This window comes from Prochlorococcus sp. MIT 1304, assembly GCF_047305015.1.
Lineage (GTDB): Bacteria > Cyanobacteriota > Cyanobacteriia > PCC-6307 > Cyanobiaceae > Prochlorococcus_A > Prochlorococcus_A marinus_E.
Map to the genome: position 1 here is coordinate 1219090 of NZ_CP138974.1, position 16989 is coordinate 1236078.

Genomic DNA, 16989 nt, shown 5'->3' on the forward strand with positions numbered 1-16989 from the left:
TACCTTTGTAAACTGACCATTTGTATTTCTAAATATGCCCATAATCAGTTACTTTAGGTAGTTGTATATCTACCTCCATTTGATTGAATGAAGCGTGTGTTGGCCATAATCCTCGGAGGAGGAAAAGGTTCTAGACTTTACCCTCTAACAAAAATGAGGGCTAAACCTGCTGTGCCATTGGCAGGTAAGTATCGTTTGATAGATATTCCGATAAGTAATTGTATAAATTCAGGCATTAAAAAAATGTACGTATTGACCCAGTTCAATAGTGCATCTCTTAATAGACATATAGGAAGAACATATAATTTAAATGGCCCTTTCGGCCAAGGATTTGTGGAGGTTTTAGCGGCACAACAGACTCCTGATAGTCCGAAGTGGTTTGAAGGTACTGCTGATGCCGTAAGAAAATACCAATGGTTATTTCAAGAATGGGATGTAGATGAATATTTAATATTGTCAGGTGATCAACTGTACAGAATGGACTACAGTTTATTTGTTCAACATCATAGAGATAATGGTGCTGATTTAACTGTTGCAGCTTTGCCTGTTGATGAAGCTCAAGCAGAAGGTTTTGGCCTAATGAGAACCGATGATTTAGGAAATATAAAAGAATTTAGTGAAAAGCCCACTGGAGAGAAGTTGAAGGCAATGGCAGTAGATACTTCAAAATTTGGATTAAGTAAGGAGTCAGCTGCCGAAAAACCATATCTAGCCTCTATGGGTATTTACGTTTTTAGCAGAAATACTCTTTTCGATCTTCTAAATAAATTTCCTAATTATACAGATTTTGGTAAGGACATAATTCCAGAAGCTCTCAATAGAGGTGATACTCTTAAAAGTTATGTATTCGATGATTATTGGGAAGATATTGGAACCATTGGGGCATTCTTTGAGTCAAACCTTGCATTGACTGAGCAACCAAAACCTCCATTTAGTTTTTATGATGAGAAATTTCCAATTTATACTAGACCTAGATTTTTACCCCCTTCTAAGCTTGTAGATGCACAAATTACTGATTCAATTGTTTGTGAAGGTACAATCTTGAAGTCATGCAGTATTTTACATTGTGTTTTAGGGGTAAGAAGCAGGATTGAAAGTGACTCAGTTCTTGAGGATACTCTTGTTATGGGAGCCGATTTCTTTGAATCCCCTGAAGAGAGGTTTGAATTAAGAAAAGGGGGCGGAACGCCTCTTGGAGTAGGTGAAGGGACTACTGTAAAAAGAGCAATTCTTGATAAGAATACAAGAATTGGTGATAATGTCGTGATCATTAATAAAGATCGAGTAGAAGAAGCAGATAAGCCAGAATTAGGCTTCTATATCAGAAATGGAATTGTTGTAGTAGTTAAAAATGCAACTATTGCAAACGGAACTGTTATTTAAATCTTTTCCATCATTTTTCGCTGACATAAGTATTTTTTTTGAGCAATTTTGTTGAGTTGCAGGCACACTATATTTATTGAGTTTTTTAATTTTTTATGTCCAAGGCACATTTTGGTTTAATAGGTCTTGGTGTTATGGGCGAAAATTTAGTTCTTAACGCAGAGAGAAATGGATTTTCTAGTGTAGTTTTTAATAGGACTTACTCCAAAACCGAGGAATTTTTACAAGGTCGTGGCCTTGGAAAGAATATTGAAGGAGCTGAAACTCTTCAAGAATTTGTTAATAAGCTAGAGAGACCTAGAAGAATTCTAATGATGGTAAAAGCTGGGCCCGCAACAGATGCTGTCATTGATAATATTTCTGGATATCTCGAGGAAGGAGATTTATTAATAGATGGCGGCAACTCTCAATTTAAAGATACAGAAAGAAGGGTGAATACTCTTGAAAGTAAAAGTTTTGGATACATTGGGATGGGAGTCTCTGGAGGTGCTAAAGGAGCTCTAGAGGGCCCAAGCATGATGCCCGGTGGAACTAAGGCTTCATATGATGCAATAGAAAGCTTATTAACAAAAATGGCTGCCAAAGTTGAAGACGGACCATGTGTCGCATATGTTGGACCAGGAGGCTCAGGTCATTTTGTAAAAACTGTTCATAACGGAATTGAATATGGAATTGAACAAATACTTGCAGAAGCTTATGACCTTATGAAGAGAGTCAAAGGTATGAATGGACAGCAGATGTCAGAGGTATTTGGTATTTGGAATAATACTGATGAATTAGCTTCTTATCTTGTTGAGATAACAGAGATTTGTCTAAATACAAAAGATGAGATAACTGGAGATGATGTCGTGGAAAAAATATTAGATAAAGCTGGCCAGAAAGGTACAGGGTTATGGACTGTTGTAAGTGCTCTAGAACTGGGGGTATCAGTCCCAACTATTTATGCATCTTTAAATGCAAGAGTAATGAGTTCTTTAAAAGAGCAACGTAGTGAGATTGAAAAAACTATTCCATCTAAAGAGATAGAAGATTTTGATTTAGGAAATATATCAGATGGAATGAAACCTTTATTTGATGCTGTAGTCCTTGCCACAATTGCTAGCTATGCCCAAGGTATGGATATTTTAAGAGAAGCATCTGCAGTATATAACTATGGTTTAAATATGCCGTCAATTGCTCAAATATGGAAAGGTGGTTGCATAATTAGATCAAAATTATTAAGTAAAATTCAAGATGCCTATAATAAAGACCCTAATCTAAAAAATTTAATTTTTGATGATTGGTTTAATAATGAAATTGCGACAAGATTAGATAACTTAGCTAAAGTAGTCTCTCTATCCACAAAGGCAGGTATACCAGTGCCATGTTTATCCAGTACTTTAGATTATTTAAATAGTTATAGAACCAATAGACTTCCTCAGAATCTCGTTCAGGCAATGAGAGACTGTTTTGGCTCTCATACATATGAAAGAATTGATAAGAAAGGTAGTTTTCATACTGAATGGATGAAATGATTGAAAAGGTCAAAAATGGATACACCATAAATTTATACAAAGACAAATTAGAACTATCAACAGCTGTTTTTAAGTTTATTGAAAGTCATATTATCCATACTTTAAAAAAGAAAGACAGGTTCAAATTTTGTGTAAGTGGAGGTTCAACTCCTAAATCTGTTTATAAGCTTTTATCAAAAAGTGATCTTAGATGGGATATGGTTGATGTCTTTTTAGGGGATGAAAGATGTGTTGATCCAAATTCAGAATTGAGTAACTCGTTAATGTTGAAGAATTCATTGTTAAAAAATTTTGGATCGAAAGCTTTTTTTTATGAAATTTTCAATGATTTAAATGCTGATGATGAAGCTACAAAGAATCAATTTGTTTCTAAATTATTTGAAAAATGCGGATCAAACCCTCCAACTTTTGATTTAACATTATTAGGTCTCGGAGACGATGGTCATACAGCCTCACTATTTCCTTATCAAAAAAATAATAATGTAGATGATTTTGTTATTTTTAATGATGGTAAAGGTTTAAAAAGAATTTCACTAACTCCAAAGGTTCTATCAGCCTCATCAAAGATTGTATTTTTAGTAAGTGGAGCTTCTAAAAGAATTGCTCTTGAGAGGTTATTAGATGAAAAAGAGTCACCAGATAGAACACCATCAAAATTAATAAAATCTATTAATCAAATTTCAATATTTTGTGATCTGGAATCAGCAAAAGAATTAGAAATTTAGTTAAAGTCTAGTAATAATTAAAAATATTCAATGAGTAAGAAAAAATTTTTATTTCAGAAAAAAGAGTTCGATGGTTGGAAAACATTAAATGATACTGTTATGGGCGGATCAAGTTCAGCTTTTTGTGAAATTTCAAATTCGGGTTTGATATTAAAGGGTAATATTGTCGAGAAAGCAGGAGGATTTGTTAGCTGTAGATCGTCTATATATAAACCTTCTTTAAATGTATCTGAGTATTCATCCTTTGAATTAAATATTGATGGACAAGGAAGAACTTTTAAATTTGCTGTCGCTTGTGAAGATGATCTACTAGGACTAACTGAATTTATTCCGGGTGGACTTAGATGGATTAAATCATTCCCAACAAAAAAATTCGGGACAACAAATGTTCAAATTCCTTATAGTGATTTAAAACCTTCAGTAAGAGCTAATAAAGTACGTTTTCCATTTAAATTTAAGCCATCTAAAATTAAAAGATTGCAACTACTACACTCTAAGTTCGGTGATGATGGATTACTTAATAATGAGTTTAAACAGGGTTCTATAAAAGTTTTAATTAAATCAATAAGTGTTATTTGAAAATCCACCAAAAAATATAGAGAGCTTAATCGCTAAGTCAGCAGATTTAACAAATAAACCTTTTGTTCATTCTGTAGTAAAAATAAATGGTGAATACGAATTCGAAAATGAAGATATTGATTTAACAGTTAATATCTTATGTCGAGATAAAGAAGGTAAAAGATTAGAAATTTATGATCTTGAATTAGAACTTTTTAAATCAAACAAAGAGTTGGTTTTAGTAATCTCTAAGCTTAATTTCCCTGATGAACCAATATTATGGTGTGGAGTTAAAACATTATGGATGGATAGCAATAATGGAAAAAAATGCAACTCACCAAAATACAGCGCTAGATTGGAAAATTTAGCAAATAGGATAAAAAGTTTTATTGATTAAGAAAATAAAATTTGAACTGATTTATAAATCAGTAACAGCCCCTAAACTTGATGTGCTTACTATTCTCGAATATTTTGAAAGAATTCCTCTTTTGTATTTTTGAATAGGTTTTACCCAATCTTTTTTTCTTTTTTTTAATTCTTCGTCAGATAAATTCACTTCAATTAGTTGTTTTACAGCATCAACGGTAATCAAATCGCCTTCTTTTATTAGAGCAATGTTTCCGCCAACAGCCGCCTCTGGAGCTATATGACCAACAACCAGACCATATGTACCGCCGCTAAATCTCCCATCGGTAATCAGAGCTACTTTCTCTCCGAGCCCTTGACCAACAATTGCAGATGTTGGAGCCAACATTTCTCTCATGCCTGGCCCTCCTACAGGGCCTTCGTTTCTTATGACAACAACATCACCAGCTTTGATATCGTTATTTAAAATCGACTTTAAACAATCCTCTTCACTTTCAAAAATCTTAGCGGGACCTGTTAATACAGGGTTTTTTACTCCGCTAATTTTGGCTACAGAACCTTCGCTCGCTAAGTTACCTTTTAATATCGCTAGATGTCCTTTTTTGTAAAGAGGGTCATGTATGTCTCTTATGACATTTTGATTTGTTGGAGGCTTATCTGGAATATTCTGTAAGTATTCTGAGATGGTTTTGCCTTCAATGTTTTTGCAATCGCCATGAATTAATCCTGCATTCAAAAGAATTTTCATTACTTGTGGAATCCCACCTGCTTTATGAAGATCGACCGTCACATATTTACCACTCGGTTTAAGGTCACAAATAACGGGTACTTTTTGTCTGATTCTCTCGAAATCATTAATGTTGATATCTATTCCTGCAGTATTCGCAATAGCCAAGATGTGCAATACCGCATTTGTTGACCCACCAATTGCCATAATTACTGATATTGCATTTTCAAATGCTTTCTTAGTCATTAGGTCTAGAGGTCTTATATCTTTTTTTATTGCAGAGACTAATATCTCAGCACTTTTATCTGCACTTAGTTCTTTTTCAAGATCTTCAGCAGCCATAGTGGAACTGTGAGGAAGACTTAACCCTAATACTTCAATAACCGCAGACATTGTATTAGCTGTAAACATTCCTCCACAGCTTCCAGCACCAGGAATACAATTTTTCTCAACTTGGATAAGCCTTTCTTCAGTAATTTTGCCTGATGTTAATTGACCAACAGCTTCAAATGCACTAACAACAGTTAGATCTTCTCCATACAATTTCCCAGGCTTTATTGTCCCTCCATAAATGAAAATTGAGGGAATATTCATTCTTGCAATCGCAATCATGGCACCCGGCATATTTTTATCACATCCACCTATAGCAAGTACTCCATCCATACTCTGAGCATTACATGCTGTTTCAATTGAATCAGCAATAACTTCTCTTGAAACTAGGGAATATTTCATGCCCTCTGTTCCCATAGAAATTCCATCACTTACTGTTATAGTCCCAAACATCTGAGGCATCCCACCTGATCTTTTTATTGATTCTTCAGCTTTTAGAGCTAACTTATTTAAACCCATGTTGCATGGTGTTATTGTGCTGTATCCATTTGCAACTCCAATAATAGGTTTATTGAAATCTTCATCATTAAATCCAACAGCTCTTAACATCGATCTGTTAGGTGATCTTTGAACACCTTGGGTTATTGCAGATGATCTGAGTTTATTCATATTATTTGAGAACCTTTTTTATTCTATTGCCCCAACTCTTCAAGTTGCTTCCTTACATCTGCAATTGCAGAATTAAGTTGCTCAACTTTCTTTTCCAGATTCTCTCCTTCAACTTCATTTATATTTTCATTTGAATCAATCGCTTCTGATCCGTCTTGAATTCTGGAGGAATACATCATTGCTTTTTGTTTTTTTTCCTCCTTTCTTTTGTCTGCTTCGGATATTAACCACCAAGCTAGACCTGCTGCTCCAATAAAAGCACCGCTTATTAATGATAAAAGATTATTTGAAGACGAATCTCTGTATTCAGACATTGGTAAGTTATTTACTCCTATATTCTATATTAGTTCTTATCTTGAAATATAGTACTTAAACGCGATAGAGGATTTCCAATCCCCGGGACTAATAATTGTGTTTTTTCGTCTTCCTCATCTATACAAGAAGTGTAAATTACCTGATTAGGGAGTAATTTCGCAATTTCATTTAACCCTTTATTTGAGCAAATAGCAGTTATTAAAAGAATCCTATTTGAATCAACACCTAATTCCTTTAATTTAATTAAAGTTTCTAATGTTGCTGACTTTGTCGTTATTTGTTCTGAATAAAATATAACTCCTTCATTTGATTCAATAGTTTTAGGAAGTTCTCCTAATGAAAGGGTTGAATTAGGAATTACTTCTTTAGATCCAAACCAAAGAGATAACCCTTCGGGCAACATTGCGAGCACTTTTATTGGATAATCATTATTAATAAAGAATCCATCTGCGTCTCCATTATCAGTATTTACTATTTCTTTTTTATATGGCAGCCAATTACGTAATGCTTCATATGTAAGCCATTTCCCTAATTGCTCATATCCTGTAGAGTACAAAATATTTGGAGTATTTTTTTCTCGCAATATTGAAAGCCAATGTTTTATTAATGGATGAGGAGGAACAATAACCTTTAGTGACATTGCCATATATTTTCCTTTAAGATACTCTTACAAACTTTAAATACTTAAGCTCTAAAATACAGTCTTATTATGATTAAATCAATTGTTTTCCCCTCACTAAAGAATGCATTAATTACTTTGTTATTCGTTGGAATTTTATTTTTTAATTCTGTAAATTCAGCATGGGCTAAAAGACCTCCTGAGATTAGAAACCAGCAAGACCTTAATTTAGAGCCAGATATGCATGGTCAAGATTTAAGCGGCAACGAATACGTTAAGTTTGATTTAAATGGGTTTAATTTCAGTGAAAGTAATTTAGAAGGGGCGGTGTTCAATAATAGTAAATTGCAAAACTCAAAGTTTACTGGAGCAAATTTAAGAGATGCACTAGCTTATGCAACAGACTTTACAGATGCTGATCTTTCAGATGTTAATTTTACTAATGCTCTATTAATGGAGAGTAATTTTGAAGGCGCAAAAATAGATGGTGCAGATTTTACTGATGCAGTTCTAAGTCGTACACAACAAAAACAATTATGTGCGATTGCCAATGGCACAAATAGTTCTACAGGAGAGAGTACAGAATACAGCTTAGGTTGTTAATCATCAAAGATGAAAAAAAAAATTCCAGTTATTGTTGTTTCGGGATTTCTTGGTTCAGGTAAAACAACTTTTCTAAGATATCTATTAAAAGAGAGTAATAAAAAATTTGGTTTAATAATCAATGAATTTGGTGATGTTGGAATTGACGGTGATTTGATTAAAAGTTGTGATAAATGTGATGAATCTGAAGACGACTGCGTTATCGAATTAAACAATGGATGCTTATGTTGCACTGTTCAAGATGACTTTGTTCCATCAATAAAAGCTCTCCTAGAATTTAATCCTCCTATCGAATCAATAATTATCGAAACAAGTGGGTTGGCACTACCAATTCCCTTAATTCAAGCACTTAACTGGCCTGAGATTAGGTCTTCCATCTACCTTGATGTTGTTGTTGGTATCGTTAATGGAGAATCAATGCTAAATGGTTCCCCAATTAATGATTTAAATAAAATAACAAAACAATATAATGAGACAGATAAAATTGATCACAACGCCACTATAGATGAACTTTTTGAGGAGCAACTAGAAGTTTCTGATATCGTTTTAGTCTCTAGATCAGATATCTTAAATGATGATCAGTTTGACGTTGTAAAAAATAAAATTCAAGGAAGTCTAAATTCATCTACACCAGTCCTTAAATCCAAGAATGGCAAAATTGATTTAAATTATCTATTTGATTTTAATTTTAAAAAAGAGACTTATAAAGAATTTTTAACGGAAGAACATGACCATAATCATGTTGAGCTTGTATCAGATTCATTTAAATTAAATTATTTCCTTGAAAAAAATGACTTTGAAAAGGAGATGTCAAAAATCTTGGATGAATTAAACATTCTTCGAATAAAAGGACGTATTTGGATACCAAACAAATCATTGCCTTTACAAATACAAATTGTAGGAAAGAAAATTAATACTTGGTTTGAAGAAGCTCCAAACAATTGTTGGAGACCAAATGATAATGCTGGGCTTGAATTAGTAATAATTTCCTTTGATGAAAAATCTATACAAACTTTCAATAAAAAAATTAAAGAGAAATTTAAGATTTTAAGTGACCCAAAAATAGCAATTTGACTTTATAGTTACTTGTCGGGATACTTACTTCAGTAGACAGCCCAAGATGGAAAATTCAAAAATTGCTTTAAAAGAGATAATCTCTGAAGAAGTTTCTTCAATTGATAAAATAAAATGTTCAAAATGTGGGGGGTCAGGAAATTTTAAAACACCTGAAAATTCAAGAAAAACTTGCTTAGTTTGTTTTGGTAGAGGCTACATAGACATTTAATAACTCAGAAAACCTTATGGAAAAAAAATATTTGTTTATTAATCAATAGTACTTTTTATTAAAATTTAAACTAATCTTCTAGTAGAAATTAATTTTTAATTGGACCAATTTGCTGTAAAAGTTTTTGTAAGACTAAGACCCTCAGTTTTAGATCCAGCAGGGGAAGCTACTAAATCTGCCTCTATAAAACTTGGAGCCGAGGGAATAAAATCATTACGGATAGGAAAAATGATTGAGGTAAAAATAGAAGGTGATGGTGAAAACGAAGTAAGAGAAAAAATTGATTTATTGTGTGATAGGTTATTCGCAAATACTGTTATTGAAGATTACGAGTATTCACTAGAAAAATTATAAGATGGATAATTTTACTGTAGGAGTTGTTGTCTTCCCTGGTTCTAATTGTGATCGTGACGTTTCATGGGCATTGGAAGGTTGTTTAGACATAAGAACAAAATACTTGTGGCATGAGTCATCAGATTTAAGCGATGTAGATGCAATAGTTTTACCCGGAGGATTTAGCTATGGTGATTATTTAAGATGTGGAGCAATAGCGAGATTCTCTCCATTAATAAATGCTTTGGATGACTTTGTGAAAAGTGGAAGAAGAGTTTTAGGAATTTGTAATGGGTTCCAAATTTTGACAGAATCAGGCTTTTTGCCTGGTGCCCTTACTGCAAATAAAAATCTTAATTTCATCTGTGATGATGTTGAACTTGATATTGTTTCTTCAAAAGGAGGTTGGTTCAATGATGGAGGTGAAAAACAAACTATTAAGTTACCCATAGCGCATGGGGAAGGAAGATTTCATTGTGATTCTGATACTTTAAAAAAACTTGTAGATAATGAATTGATCGCCTTGAGATATAAAAATAATCCTAATGGCTCCTCATTCGATATCGCAGGCATAACTAATGAAAAGGGTAATGTTCTTGGTTTAATGCCTCATCCAGAACGAGCATGTGACGAGACAATTGGTGGGACTGATGGTCTCTTTACATTAAAATCATTAATATTGAAATAAAAAAGACCCCCAATTTTGGGGGTCTTTTTTATTTAATATGGGAAGAAATTAGACAGTAGCTTTTACTTTTGGATCTAAATCACCTTTAGCGTAAAGATCCGCAAAGTAATTGGTGCTGTTTTGCTTGATCTTACTTGCTTGACCTTCGCACCAGAACTGCTTGTATCTATCAAGACAAACTTGCTTCATGTATTTTCTAGCAGGCTTGTTGAAATGTCTTGGGTCAAAGTTTGCCTTATCAGCAAATGCTGCCTCTCTAACCGCGGCAGTGAAAGCAAGTCTGTTATCGGTATCAATGTTGACTTTTCTAACTCCATTTCTTATTCCCTCTTGAATCTCTTCAACAGGAACACCATATGTTTGAGGGATTTCACCACCATATTTGTTAATGATATCCAACCATTCCTGAGGAACTGAACTAGATCCATGCATTACAAGATGGGTATTTGGGAGTGCTTTATGAATTTCAGCAATTCTGCTTATTGCAAGAACTTCTCCTGTAGGTTTTCTTGTGAATTTATAAGCACCATGACTTGTACCTATAGCAATAGCTAATGCATCAACTTTTGTTTTAGCAACAAAATCTGCAGCTTCTTCAGGATCAGTCAAAAGCATATCTGTAGAAAGTTCACCTTCAAAACCATGACCATCTTCAGCTTCTCCTTTCCCTGTTTCTAATGAACCTAAGCAACCTAATTCTCCTTCAACACTAACCCCAACTGAATGAGCAAAATCTACAACTTTTTTAGTAACTGCAACATTATATTCGTAACTTGCGGGTGTTTTTGCATCTGCCTCTAGAGAACCATCCATCATTACTGATGTGAAACCATTTATTGCTGCTGAATAGCATGTTGATGGCTCATTGCCATGGTCTTGGTGCATTACAACTGGAATATTTGGATATGTTTCTGTAGCGGCAAGGATTAGATGACGTAAGAAAATTTCTCCTGCATAATTTCTTGCCCCTCTTGAAGCTTGGAGGATAACTGGACTATCAGTTTCATATGCTGCTTCCATGATTGCTTGAACTTGTTCAAGATTATTAACATTGAAAGCTGGAATACCGTAACCATTCTCAGCAGCGTGATCTAAAAGTAGTCTTAGTGGAACGAGGGCCATAATTAAAATAAGTTAGATGCTATACAAAGCACTTGTTTCCGCGAGTTTAGTACAAAGAGGGATCAAATGTCACGTAATTAGATATACAAAATCTATATTTTTATATTTAACCCGCTCTTCGACGATTCTCTTATAGCTTCGCAAACTTTATGACTTGCAAGTCCCTCGCATAAGCCTGGAATGATAGGTGTTTTATTAAAAATACTCTCAGCCCATAAATTTTGAATTCTCAAAACTGGAGCTATTCTCCCATCAGTCCATGTTTTTTCAAAATTAAAACTTGAATCTGCAGTTAGATTTTGTATTTTATTTTCGTTGTTTGAATATTTTAAATTAAAACCATGTACATAATCTTTTTGGTTTTCGCTTTTAAGAATTAGTGAACCTTCGCTTCCATATATTTCTAAACTAAATCCTCTACCATTTTTAGAAATTGATGATAAAGATACCTGACATGGAATAAGATTCGAGCTGTAGTTTGATATTTCTATATTGGCTAAACATACATCTTCACTCGTAACATCATTTAAATCAGATGAATTAGGTAAAGGTCTTTTTTTTATTGATGTTGCTAACTTGCCAGACACGTTTATTGCTTCTCCAAAAAACCAATTCAACATATCGAATGCATGAGTACCTAAAGCGCCAATAACTCCTCCACCTTTTTCTTCCAAAGAATACCAATCCCAAGCTCTTTTAGGATCGGATCTGCTCCCCATTAGCCAATCTAATTTGACTAAATATATTTCTCCTAAAATATTTTCATCAATAAGTTTTTTTGTCTGAAGGAAAAGAGGTACTGCTCTATATTCAAAATCAACACATACGCTTAAATTATTAATTAAAGATATTCTCTGAAGCTCTTCAATTTCTGAGGAGGATAATGAAACGGGTTTTTCTAGGAGCAAATTTTTATTATTCTCTAGAGCTTGTTTTGCTAACTTAAATCTTGATTCAGGAGGGGTGGCAATTATAATCCCATCAATTTCCGAAGATTTAACTAAGTCTTCCCAATTATGAAAAAAATCTAAGCCTGTTTCTTTTTCTAATATCGATTTTTGCTTTTTCTCGTAATGATAAATAGCTACAGGAGTTAAGTAATCAGACTCTTTTAATGCCTCTAAATGAACTTTTTTCCCAAACCCTAATCCAGCGATTGCTATTTTTAATTTTTTATTTTTAGTATTCATTCTTATCCATTATTAATAAACTCTGAACAGCTATTTTCAATAACAACATCTATAAGTTCATCATTATTAGAAGTTTGCCATTTTGAATTGAATTGTGGAATTCCATTTATTGAAGTATCTTTGAACTTTTTCTCATTGCAATTAATTCTCATTACATAAAGTGATAACTCTCCATCATCATCAGAATTAGTTGGATTCTTAAAGAACTTTGTTAATACACTTATTTCACCATTTGGGAGCGGCTTAATACTTCCTTTATCAAGCCATTCTTTCCCATCATCATTCTCTTTTAGTAGCACCCATTCAACATTTCCTATCGCATATGAATAGGAAGCAAAGTTTAAAATAAAAAGTAAAAAGCTTAAATAAAAATAAAATAAATTAGAAAATATTTTCATTTTATGTATTTGCTTCTGCAAGTTCTTTTACTCCATGGATTTTTAAAATCTTAGCCAAAGTAGTCTTGAGATCTTTCCTTTTCACTATTACATCAACAAAACCATGCTCAAGAAGATATTCAGCTGTTTGAAAATTATCAGGTAATTTTTCTCTTAATGTTTGTTCAATAACCCTTCTTCCCGCAAATCCAATAAGTGCTTTAGGTTCTGCCAAAATTAAATCACCTAACATTGCAAAGCTTGCTGTTACTCCCCCAGTTGTTGGATGAGTTAGTAAGGGCATATAAAGAAGATTTTTTTCTTTGTGCTTTTTTAGTGCTCCAGATATTTTTGCCATTTGCATGAGACTTAACATACCTTCTTGCATCCTTGCTCCACCTGATGCGCAAACAATAAGAATAGGAAAATTTTCTAAAGTTGCTCTTTCAATTATCCTTGTAATTTTTTCACCAACCACTGAACCCATGGATCCTCCCATAAATCTAAAATCCATAACAGCTAATGCTAAAGGCATTGAATTTACAGAACAGATACCCGTTACGACTCCATCTCTTAGACCTGTGCCTGCTTGACTTTCTTTAATTCGATCAGCATATGATCTTCTATCTTTAAAACCTAAAGGATCTGTAGGACTTAGTAAACTATCAAACTCTTCGAATGAATTTTTGTCAGCAATTATATTTATCCTTTCATCGCTATTTATCCTATTGTGGTGTCCACAATTACTGCAAACATTGAAATTTGAAATTAGGTCTTTTCTATAGGCTACTTGAGAACATTCTGAACATTTAACCCACAAACCATCTCCCTCATCAGCATCTTGCGAAACTTTTCCAACAAATTGATCTTTACGCCTTGTGGCAAACCAGTCGATTAATGACACAACGTTTCCTGTTTTTTCTATTTAAATCTAAATAAGGTACTTTTATCAAGAAAGATATATAAAAATTTGATATCCTCTAAATTAAAAACTCCTCAAAGTAACAAATATAATGATTTGAGTTGATAATCGAAAATTAATTCTTATTTATTTTTCTCCTCAATCATTTTATGAATTATTGGAGTGAGAATTAGTTCCATTGCGAATCCCATTTTCCCTCCATTTACAACGATACTTGTGGGACTTGACATAAATGAATCATTAATCATTCCAAGCAAATATTGAAAATCAATCCCCCATTTCTCTCTTGCCCCTTTTCTGAAATGTATGATCACAAAACTCTCATCAGGAGTTGGGATATTCCTGCATATGAAAGGATTGGAAGTATCAATTGTGGGAATTCTTTGGAAATTAATATCGGTTTTGCTGAATTGAGGACAAATGTGATTTATATAATCAGGCATTCTTCTCAATATGGTATCCACAATGGTTTCAGCTGAGTACCCTCTTTCTGCATTATCTCTATGAATTTTCTGAATCCACTCTAGATTAGTTATCGGAACAACACCAACAAGTAAATCAGCATAAGATGCCACATTATATCCATCACCTTCTACCCCGCCATGCAAACCTTCATAAAAAAGTACGTCTGTTCCCTCCGGAATATCTTCCCATGGAGTGAATTGCCCTGGTTCTAAGGATGTCCCAAGTCTTGTATTGTGTTCTTCCGCTTCTTCAAGACTATGTAGATAATATCTTTTCTTCCCTCCCCCAGTTTCACCATAGATTTTAAAAAGTTCTTCTAGCTTGTCAAAAAGATTAGCCTCTGGACCAAAGTGAGAAAAATTTTCGCCTTTTGAAAGAGCCTCTGCCATAGCTTTTTTCATAGGCATTCTTTCAAACCTGTGGTAACTATCACCTTCTACAACTGCAGGAACTATATCTTCTCTAGCAAAAATATGCTCAAAGGCCCTTTTTACTGTACTTGTTCCTGCTCCTGAAGATCCTGTTACAGCGACTACTGGATGACGTTTTGACATTTTTAAAAAATATTATCTATTGATTCTGACAGGTCATATGCCAACTTTATGTTTTACTTAAAAATATTTTTTTATTTATTAATTTTTTTTTAAATTTCATTAATTATTTTATCTCCGATTTCACTGCAAGATAAAACTTCAGTAGACCCATCAGCTAAATCTGCTGTTCTAAATCCTTTTGATAAAACTTTATCAATGGCAGTTTCTAAATTTTCTGCAGCTTCTTCTTCATTTAATCCAATTTTTAACATCATGGATGCAGATAAAAGCATTGCAATAGGATTAGCTATGTTTTTACCAGCTATATCAGGAGCCGAACCATGAACAGGTTCAAAAACGCCTGGGCCATTATTGTTTAAAGAAGCAGATGGAAGCATACCAATAGAACCAGTTAACATTGCGGCTAAGTCGCTTAAAATATCTCCAAATAAATTACTAGTTAAAATCACATCAAATTGACCAGGATCTCTAACTAATTGCATTGCTGCATTATCAACGTACATATTGCTTAGAGATATATTTTTGTCTTTTGAGGTGATATTTAAAACTGTATCTCTCCACAATTGACTAACCTCAAGAACGTTTGATTTATCAACAGAACATATTTTTTTATTTCTTTGGTTAGCAATTTTTATTGCTATTTCGGTTATTCTTTCTATTTCATTCGAATCATAAACCATAGTATTGAAAGCTTTTGGTATTTTTGTATTTGTTATGTGGCCTCTTGGTTTTCCAAAATAAATTCCTCCTATTAATTCTCTCACGACAATAAGATCTACATGCTCAACGATTTCTTTTTTTAATGAACTTGCATCTAATAGAGATTTTCTTATTTTGACAGGCCTGATATTTGCGAAAAGGTTTAGGGCAGATCTTAACTTTAGTAACCCACTTTCTGGCCTTAATTCTCTTGCAAGAGAATCATATTTAATATCTCCAACACATGCTAAAAGTACTGCGTCACTTTTTTTACATTGATCTAGTGTCTCATCTGGAGCAGGAGTACCATATTTTTCATACGCTATCCCTCCAAATAATTTTTCAATAATCTCAATATCGAAGTTATGATTTTTTGAAAGCTTTTTTAAAACTTTTTTTGAAACTTCTGAAATCTCTGGTCCAATTCCGTCTCCTGATAATAAAACAATCTTATATTTCTTCATTTAAATTTTTGTTTAATAGAACAATAAATTATTGCTTGTCTAATTGTCTAAGTTTTTTTGCTAATTCTGGTAATTTTTTAAAAATACTTGAACTCCTTAGCCATGATTTATTTTCCATCGCGGGGAAACCACTTATTACCTTGCCATCTTCAATGTCACAATGGATTCCGCATTTTGAACTCGCAATGACATTATTACCAACTTTTACTCTATTATTGACTCCTACTTGCCCTGCCAAAATAACACCATCTCCAATATTTGCGCCTCCAGCGATACCAACTTGAGCTGCAAATGCACAATTCTTTCCAATTTTTACGCCATGACCTATTTGTATTAAATTATCCAACTTTGTTCCCTCATCAATAAAAGTAAATCCAACTGCGGGTCTATCAATACAACAATTAGTTCCAATTTCTACAAAACTCATTATTTTTACACCACCTTTTTGCGGCATCTTTACCCATTTGCCATTTTCAGGAATAAAACCAAATCCCTCTGATCCAATAACAGAATTTGAATTAATTACACAATTATTTTTTAGAGTGGTATTTTCGTAAATAACACAATTAGGATGAATTATATTATTATTTCCTATTTGAACATTGCCTAAAATTGATGATCCAGGAAGAATATGATTATTGTCTCCAATTATGGTATTTTCTCCAATATAGACATTAGGTCCAATATGGCAATCTGCTCCAATTATTGCTGTTTTATCTATAACTGCTGAAGCATGAATTCCTGGTTTGAAATTGATAGTTTTATATAAATAATCCAATACTTCTGCAAATGCAATTCTTGGATTTTTAACGATTATGTTAGATATATTGAGTTTTTTTAGGGCACTAACGATTTCATCGTTGTTAGTAGTTATTATTGCTGAGGCTTTAGTTTGATCTAATTTTTCTTTAAGGATATTATTTTCCTCTAAAAAAGATATTTGATGTTTAACTGCAGCATCTAATGAGGCAGCATCATCTATGTTTAAATCTTCGAAAATATTGGCACTAATAAAATTTGAATTTCCTTTTTTTATTAGATCAACTAAATCACTTAAAAGCATTTTTCAGTTTTAATTTTT

Annotated in this window: 20 protein-coding genes; 10 read left to right on the forward strand and 10 right to left on the reverse strand. The window is 33.2% G+C overall.

Annotated features, from left to right (window positions below; all coding sequences use genetic code 11):
• Positions 1 to 87 precede the first annotated feature (87 nt).
• From SIB45_RS06875 to SIB45_RS06895, 5 genes are all read left to right on the forward strand, one after another.
• The gene (locus SIB45_RS06875; RefSeq protein ID WP_011862806.1) at positions 88 to 1383 is read left to right on the forward strand and encodes a glucose-1-phosphate adenylyltransferase; all 1296 of its coding nucleotides are present in this window, start codon (positions 88 to 90) and stop codon (positions 1381 to 1383) included.
• Positions 1384 to 1478: 95 nt separating this feature from the next.
• The gene (gene gndA / locus SIB45_RS06880; RefSeq protein WP_011862807.1) at positions 1479 to 2897 is read left to right on the forward strand and encodes an NADP-dependent phosphogluconate dehydrogenase; all 1419 of its coding nucleotides are present in this window, start codon (positions 1479 to 1481) and stop codon (positions 2895 to 2897) included.
• Positions 2885 to 3622, forward strand: a complete 738-nt coding sequence (gene pgl, locus SIB45_RS06885) for a 6-phosphogluconolactonase (protein WP_011862808.1) — start codon at positions 2885 to 2887, stop codon at positions 3620 to 3622. Before gndA ends, pgl begins: the two co-directional genes overlap by 13 nt.
• A gap of 30 nt (positions 3623 to 3652) precedes the next feature.
• Positions 3653 to 4201 (forward strand): CIA30 family protein, encoded by a 549-nt coding sequence (locus SIB45_RS06890; protein WP_011862809.1) that lies wholly within the window; start codon positions 3653 to 3655, stop codon positions 4199 to 4201.
• Entirely contained in the window at positions 4191 to 4577 is a 387-nt protein-coding gene (locus SIB45_RS06895; RefSeq protein ID WP_011862810.1) for a hypothetical protein, read from the forward strand. The genes SIB45_RS06890 and SIB45_RS06895 overlap by 11 nt, the downstream gene beginning before the upstream one ends.
• 21 nt (positions 4578 to 4598) lie before the next feature.
• Here the strand turns inward: SIB45_RS06895 and ilvD are convergent, their stop codons facing one another.
• From ilvD to SIB45_RS06910, 3 genes are read right to left on the reverse strand one after another with little or no spacing between them, the layout of a single operon-like run.
• A complete protein-coding gene (gene ilvD, locus SIB45_RS06900; protein ID WP_011862811.1) occupies positions 4599 to 6272 on the reverse strand; it encodes a dihydroxy-acid dehydratase in 1674 nt (557 codons plus the stop codon).
• A 23-nt stretch (positions 6273 to 6295) separates the two neighbouring features.
• Positions 6296 to 6586 (reverse strand): hypothetical protein, encoded by a 291-nt coding sequence (locus tag SIB45_RS06905; protein WP_011376338.1) that lies wholly within the window; start codon positions 6584 to 6586, stop codon positions 6296 to 6298.
• Positions 6587 to 6615: 29 nt separating this feature from the next.
• Positions 6616 to 7233 carry a uracil phosphoribosyltransferase gene (locus tag SIB45_RS06910; protein ID WP_011862812.1) on the reverse strand — a complete coding sequence of 206 codons (618 nt, stop codon included), beginning with the start codon at positions 7231 to 7233 and terminating at the stop codon, positions 6616 to 6618.
• Between the two features lie 63 nt (positions 7234 to 7296).
• Here SIB45_RS06910 and SIB45_RS06915 point away from each other — a divergent pair, with 63 nt between their 5' ends.
• From SIB45_RS06915 to purQ, 5 genes are all read left to right on the forward strand, one after another.
• Positions 7297 to 7809: a pentapeptide repeat-containing protein gene (locus SIB45_RS06915; RefSeq protein WP_011862813.1), complete on the forward strand. Its 513-nt coding sequence runs from the start codon at positions 7297 to 7299 to the stop codon at positions 7807 to 7809.
• Between the two features lie 9 nt (positions 7810 to 7818).
• Positions 7819 to 8883, forward strand: coding sequence for a GTP-binding protein (locus SIB45_RS06920; protein ID WP_011862814.1), 1065 nt, complete (start codon positions 7819 to 7821; stop codon positions 8881 to 8883).
• A gap of 46 nt (positions 8884 to 8929) precedes the next feature.
• Entirely contained in the window at positions 8930 to 9094 is a 165-nt protein-coding gene (locus tag SIB45_RS06925; RefSeq protein WP_011862815.1) for a hypothetical protein, read from the forward strand.
• Positions 9095 to 9193: 99 nt separating this feature from the next.
• Entirely contained in the window at positions 9194 to 9448 is a 255-nt protein-coding gene (gene purS, locus SIB45_RS06930) for a phosphoribosylformylglycinamidine synthase subunit PurS (RefSeq protein WP_011862816.1), read from the forward strand.
• 1 nt (position 9449) lies between these two features.
• Complete coding sequence (purQ, locus tag SIB45_RS06935; protein ID WP_011862817.1) at positions 9450 to 10115, forward strand: phosphoribosylformylglycinamidine synthase subunit PurQ; 666 nt, start codon at positions 9450 to 9452, stop codon at positions 10113 to 10115.
• Positions 10116 to 10163: 48 nt separating this feature from the next.
• Here purQ and fba read toward each other — a convergent pair whose 3' ends face one another.
• From fba to lpxD, 7 genes are all read right to left on the reverse strand, one after another.
• Complete coding sequence (gene fba, locus SIB45_RS06940; RefSeq protein ID WP_011376344.1) at positions 10164 to 11237, reverse strand: class II fructose-bisphosphate aldolase; 1074 nt, start codon at positions 11235 to 11237, stop codon at positions 10164 to 10166.
• 92 nt (positions 11238 to 11329) lie between these two features.
• Positions 11330 to 12427: a Gfo/Idh/MocA family protein gene (locus SIB45_RS06945; protein WP_011862818.1), complete on the reverse strand. Its 1098-nt coding sequence runs from the start codon at positions 12425 to 12427 to the stop codon at positions 11330 to 11332.
• A gap of 2 nt (positions 12428 to 12429) precedes the next feature.
• Positions 12430 to 12825 carry a hypothetical protein gene (locus tag SIB45_RS06950; RefSeq protein WP_011862819.1) on the reverse strand — a complete coding sequence of 132 codons (396 nt, stop codon included), beginning with the start codon at positions 12823 to 12825 and terminating at the stop codon, positions 12430 to 12432.
• 1 nt (position 12826) lies between these two features.
• A complete protein-coding gene (gene accD / locus SIB45_RS06955) occupies positions 12827 to 13708 on the reverse strand; it encodes an acetyl-CoA carboxylase, carboxyltransferase subunit beta (protein WP_413682118.1) in 882 nt (293 codons plus the stop codon).
• 140 nt (positions 13709 to 13848) lie between these two features.
• Positions 13849 to 14745, reverse strand: a complete 897-nt coding sequence (locus SIB45_RS06960) for a phosphoribulokinase (RefSeq protein ID WP_011818291.1) — start codon at positions 14743 to 14745, stop codon at positions 13849 to 13851.
• Positions 14746 to 14834: 89 nt separating this feature from the next.
• Positions 14835 to 15908, reverse strand: coding sequence for a 3-isopropylmalate dehydrogenase (gene leuB / locus SIB45_RS06965; RefSeq protein ID WP_011862821.1), 1074 nt, complete (start codon positions 15906 to 15908; stop codon positions 14835 to 14837).
• Between the two features lie 28 nt (positions 15909 to 15936).
• A complete protein-coding gene (gene lpxD / locus SIB45_RS06970) occupies positions 15937 to 16971 on the reverse strand; it encodes a UDP-3-O-(3-hydroxymyristoyl)glucosamine N-acyltransferase (RefSeq protein WP_011862822.1) in 1035 nt (344 codons plus the stop codon).
• Positions 16972 to 16989: the final 18 nt, after the last annotated feature.

Bases quoted from the DNA above. Each gene is read 5' to 3' on its own strand.
- SIB45_RS06875 (WP_011862806.1), top strand. From the start codon at position 88: ATGAAGCGTGTGTTGGCCATAATCCTCGGAGGAGGAAAAGGTTCTAGA.
- gndA (WP_011862807.1), top strand. From the start codon at position 1,479: ATGTCCAAGGCACATTTTGGTTTAATAGGTCTTGGTGTTATGGGCGAA.
- pgl (WP_011862808.1), top strand. From the start codon at position 2,885: ATGGATGAAATGATTGAAAAGGTCAAAAATGGATACACCATAAATTTA.
- SIB45_RS06890 (WP_011862809.1), top strand. From the start codon at position 3,653: ATGAGTAAGAAAAAATTTTTATTTCAGAAAAAAGAGTTCGATGGTTGG.
- ilvD (WP_011862811.1), bottom strand. From the start codon at position 6,272: ATGAATAAACTCAGATCATCTGCAATAACCCAAGGTGTTCAAAGATCA.
- SIB45_RS06905 (WP_011376338.1), bottom strand. From the start codon at position 6,586: ATGTCTGAATACAGAGATTCGTCTTCAAATAATCTTTTATCATTAATA.
- SIB45_RS06910 (WP_011862812.1), bottom strand. From the start codon at position 7,233: ATGGCAATGTCACTAAAGGTTATTGTTCCTCCTCATCCATTAATAAAA.
- SIB45_RS06915 (WP_011862813.1), top strand. From the start codon at position 7,297: ATGATTAAATCAATTGTTTTCCCCTCACTAAAGAATGCATTAATTACT.
- SIB45_RS06920 (WP_011862814.1), top strand. From the start codon at position 7,819: ATGAAAAAAAAAATTCCAGTTATTGTTGTTTCGGGATTTCTTGGTTCA.
- SIB45_RS06925 (WP_011862815.1), top strand. From the start codon at position 8,930: ATGGAAAATTCAAAAATTGCTTTAAAAGAGATAATCTCTGAAGAAGTT.
- purQ (WP_011862817.1), top strand. From the start codon at position 9,450: ATGGATAATTTTACTGTAGGAGTTGTTGTCTTCCCTGGTTCTAATTGT.
- fba (WP_011376344.1), bottom strand. From the start codon at position 11,237: ATGGCCCTCGTTCCACTAAGACTACTTTTAGATCACGCTGCTGAGAAT.
- SIB45_RS06945 (WP_011862818.1), bottom strand. From the start codon at position 12,427: ATGAATACTAAAAATAAAAAATTAAAAATAGCAATCGCTGGATTAGGG.
- SIB45_RS06950 (WP_011862819.1), bottom strand. From the start codon at position 12,825: ATGAAAATATTTTCTAATTTATTTTATTTTTATTTAAGCTTTTTACTT.
- SIB45_RS06960 (WP_011818291.1), bottom strand. From the start codon at position 14,745: ATGTCAAAACGTCATCCAGTAGTCGCTGTAACAGGATCTTCAGGAGCA.
- leuB (WP_011862821.1), bottom strand. From the start codon at position 15,908: ATGAAGAAATATAAGATTGTTTTATTATCAGGAGACGGAATTGGACCA.
- lpxD (WP_011862822.1), bottom strand. From the start codon at position 16,971: ATGCTTTTAAGTGATTTAGTTGATCTAATAAAAAAAGGAAATTCAAAT.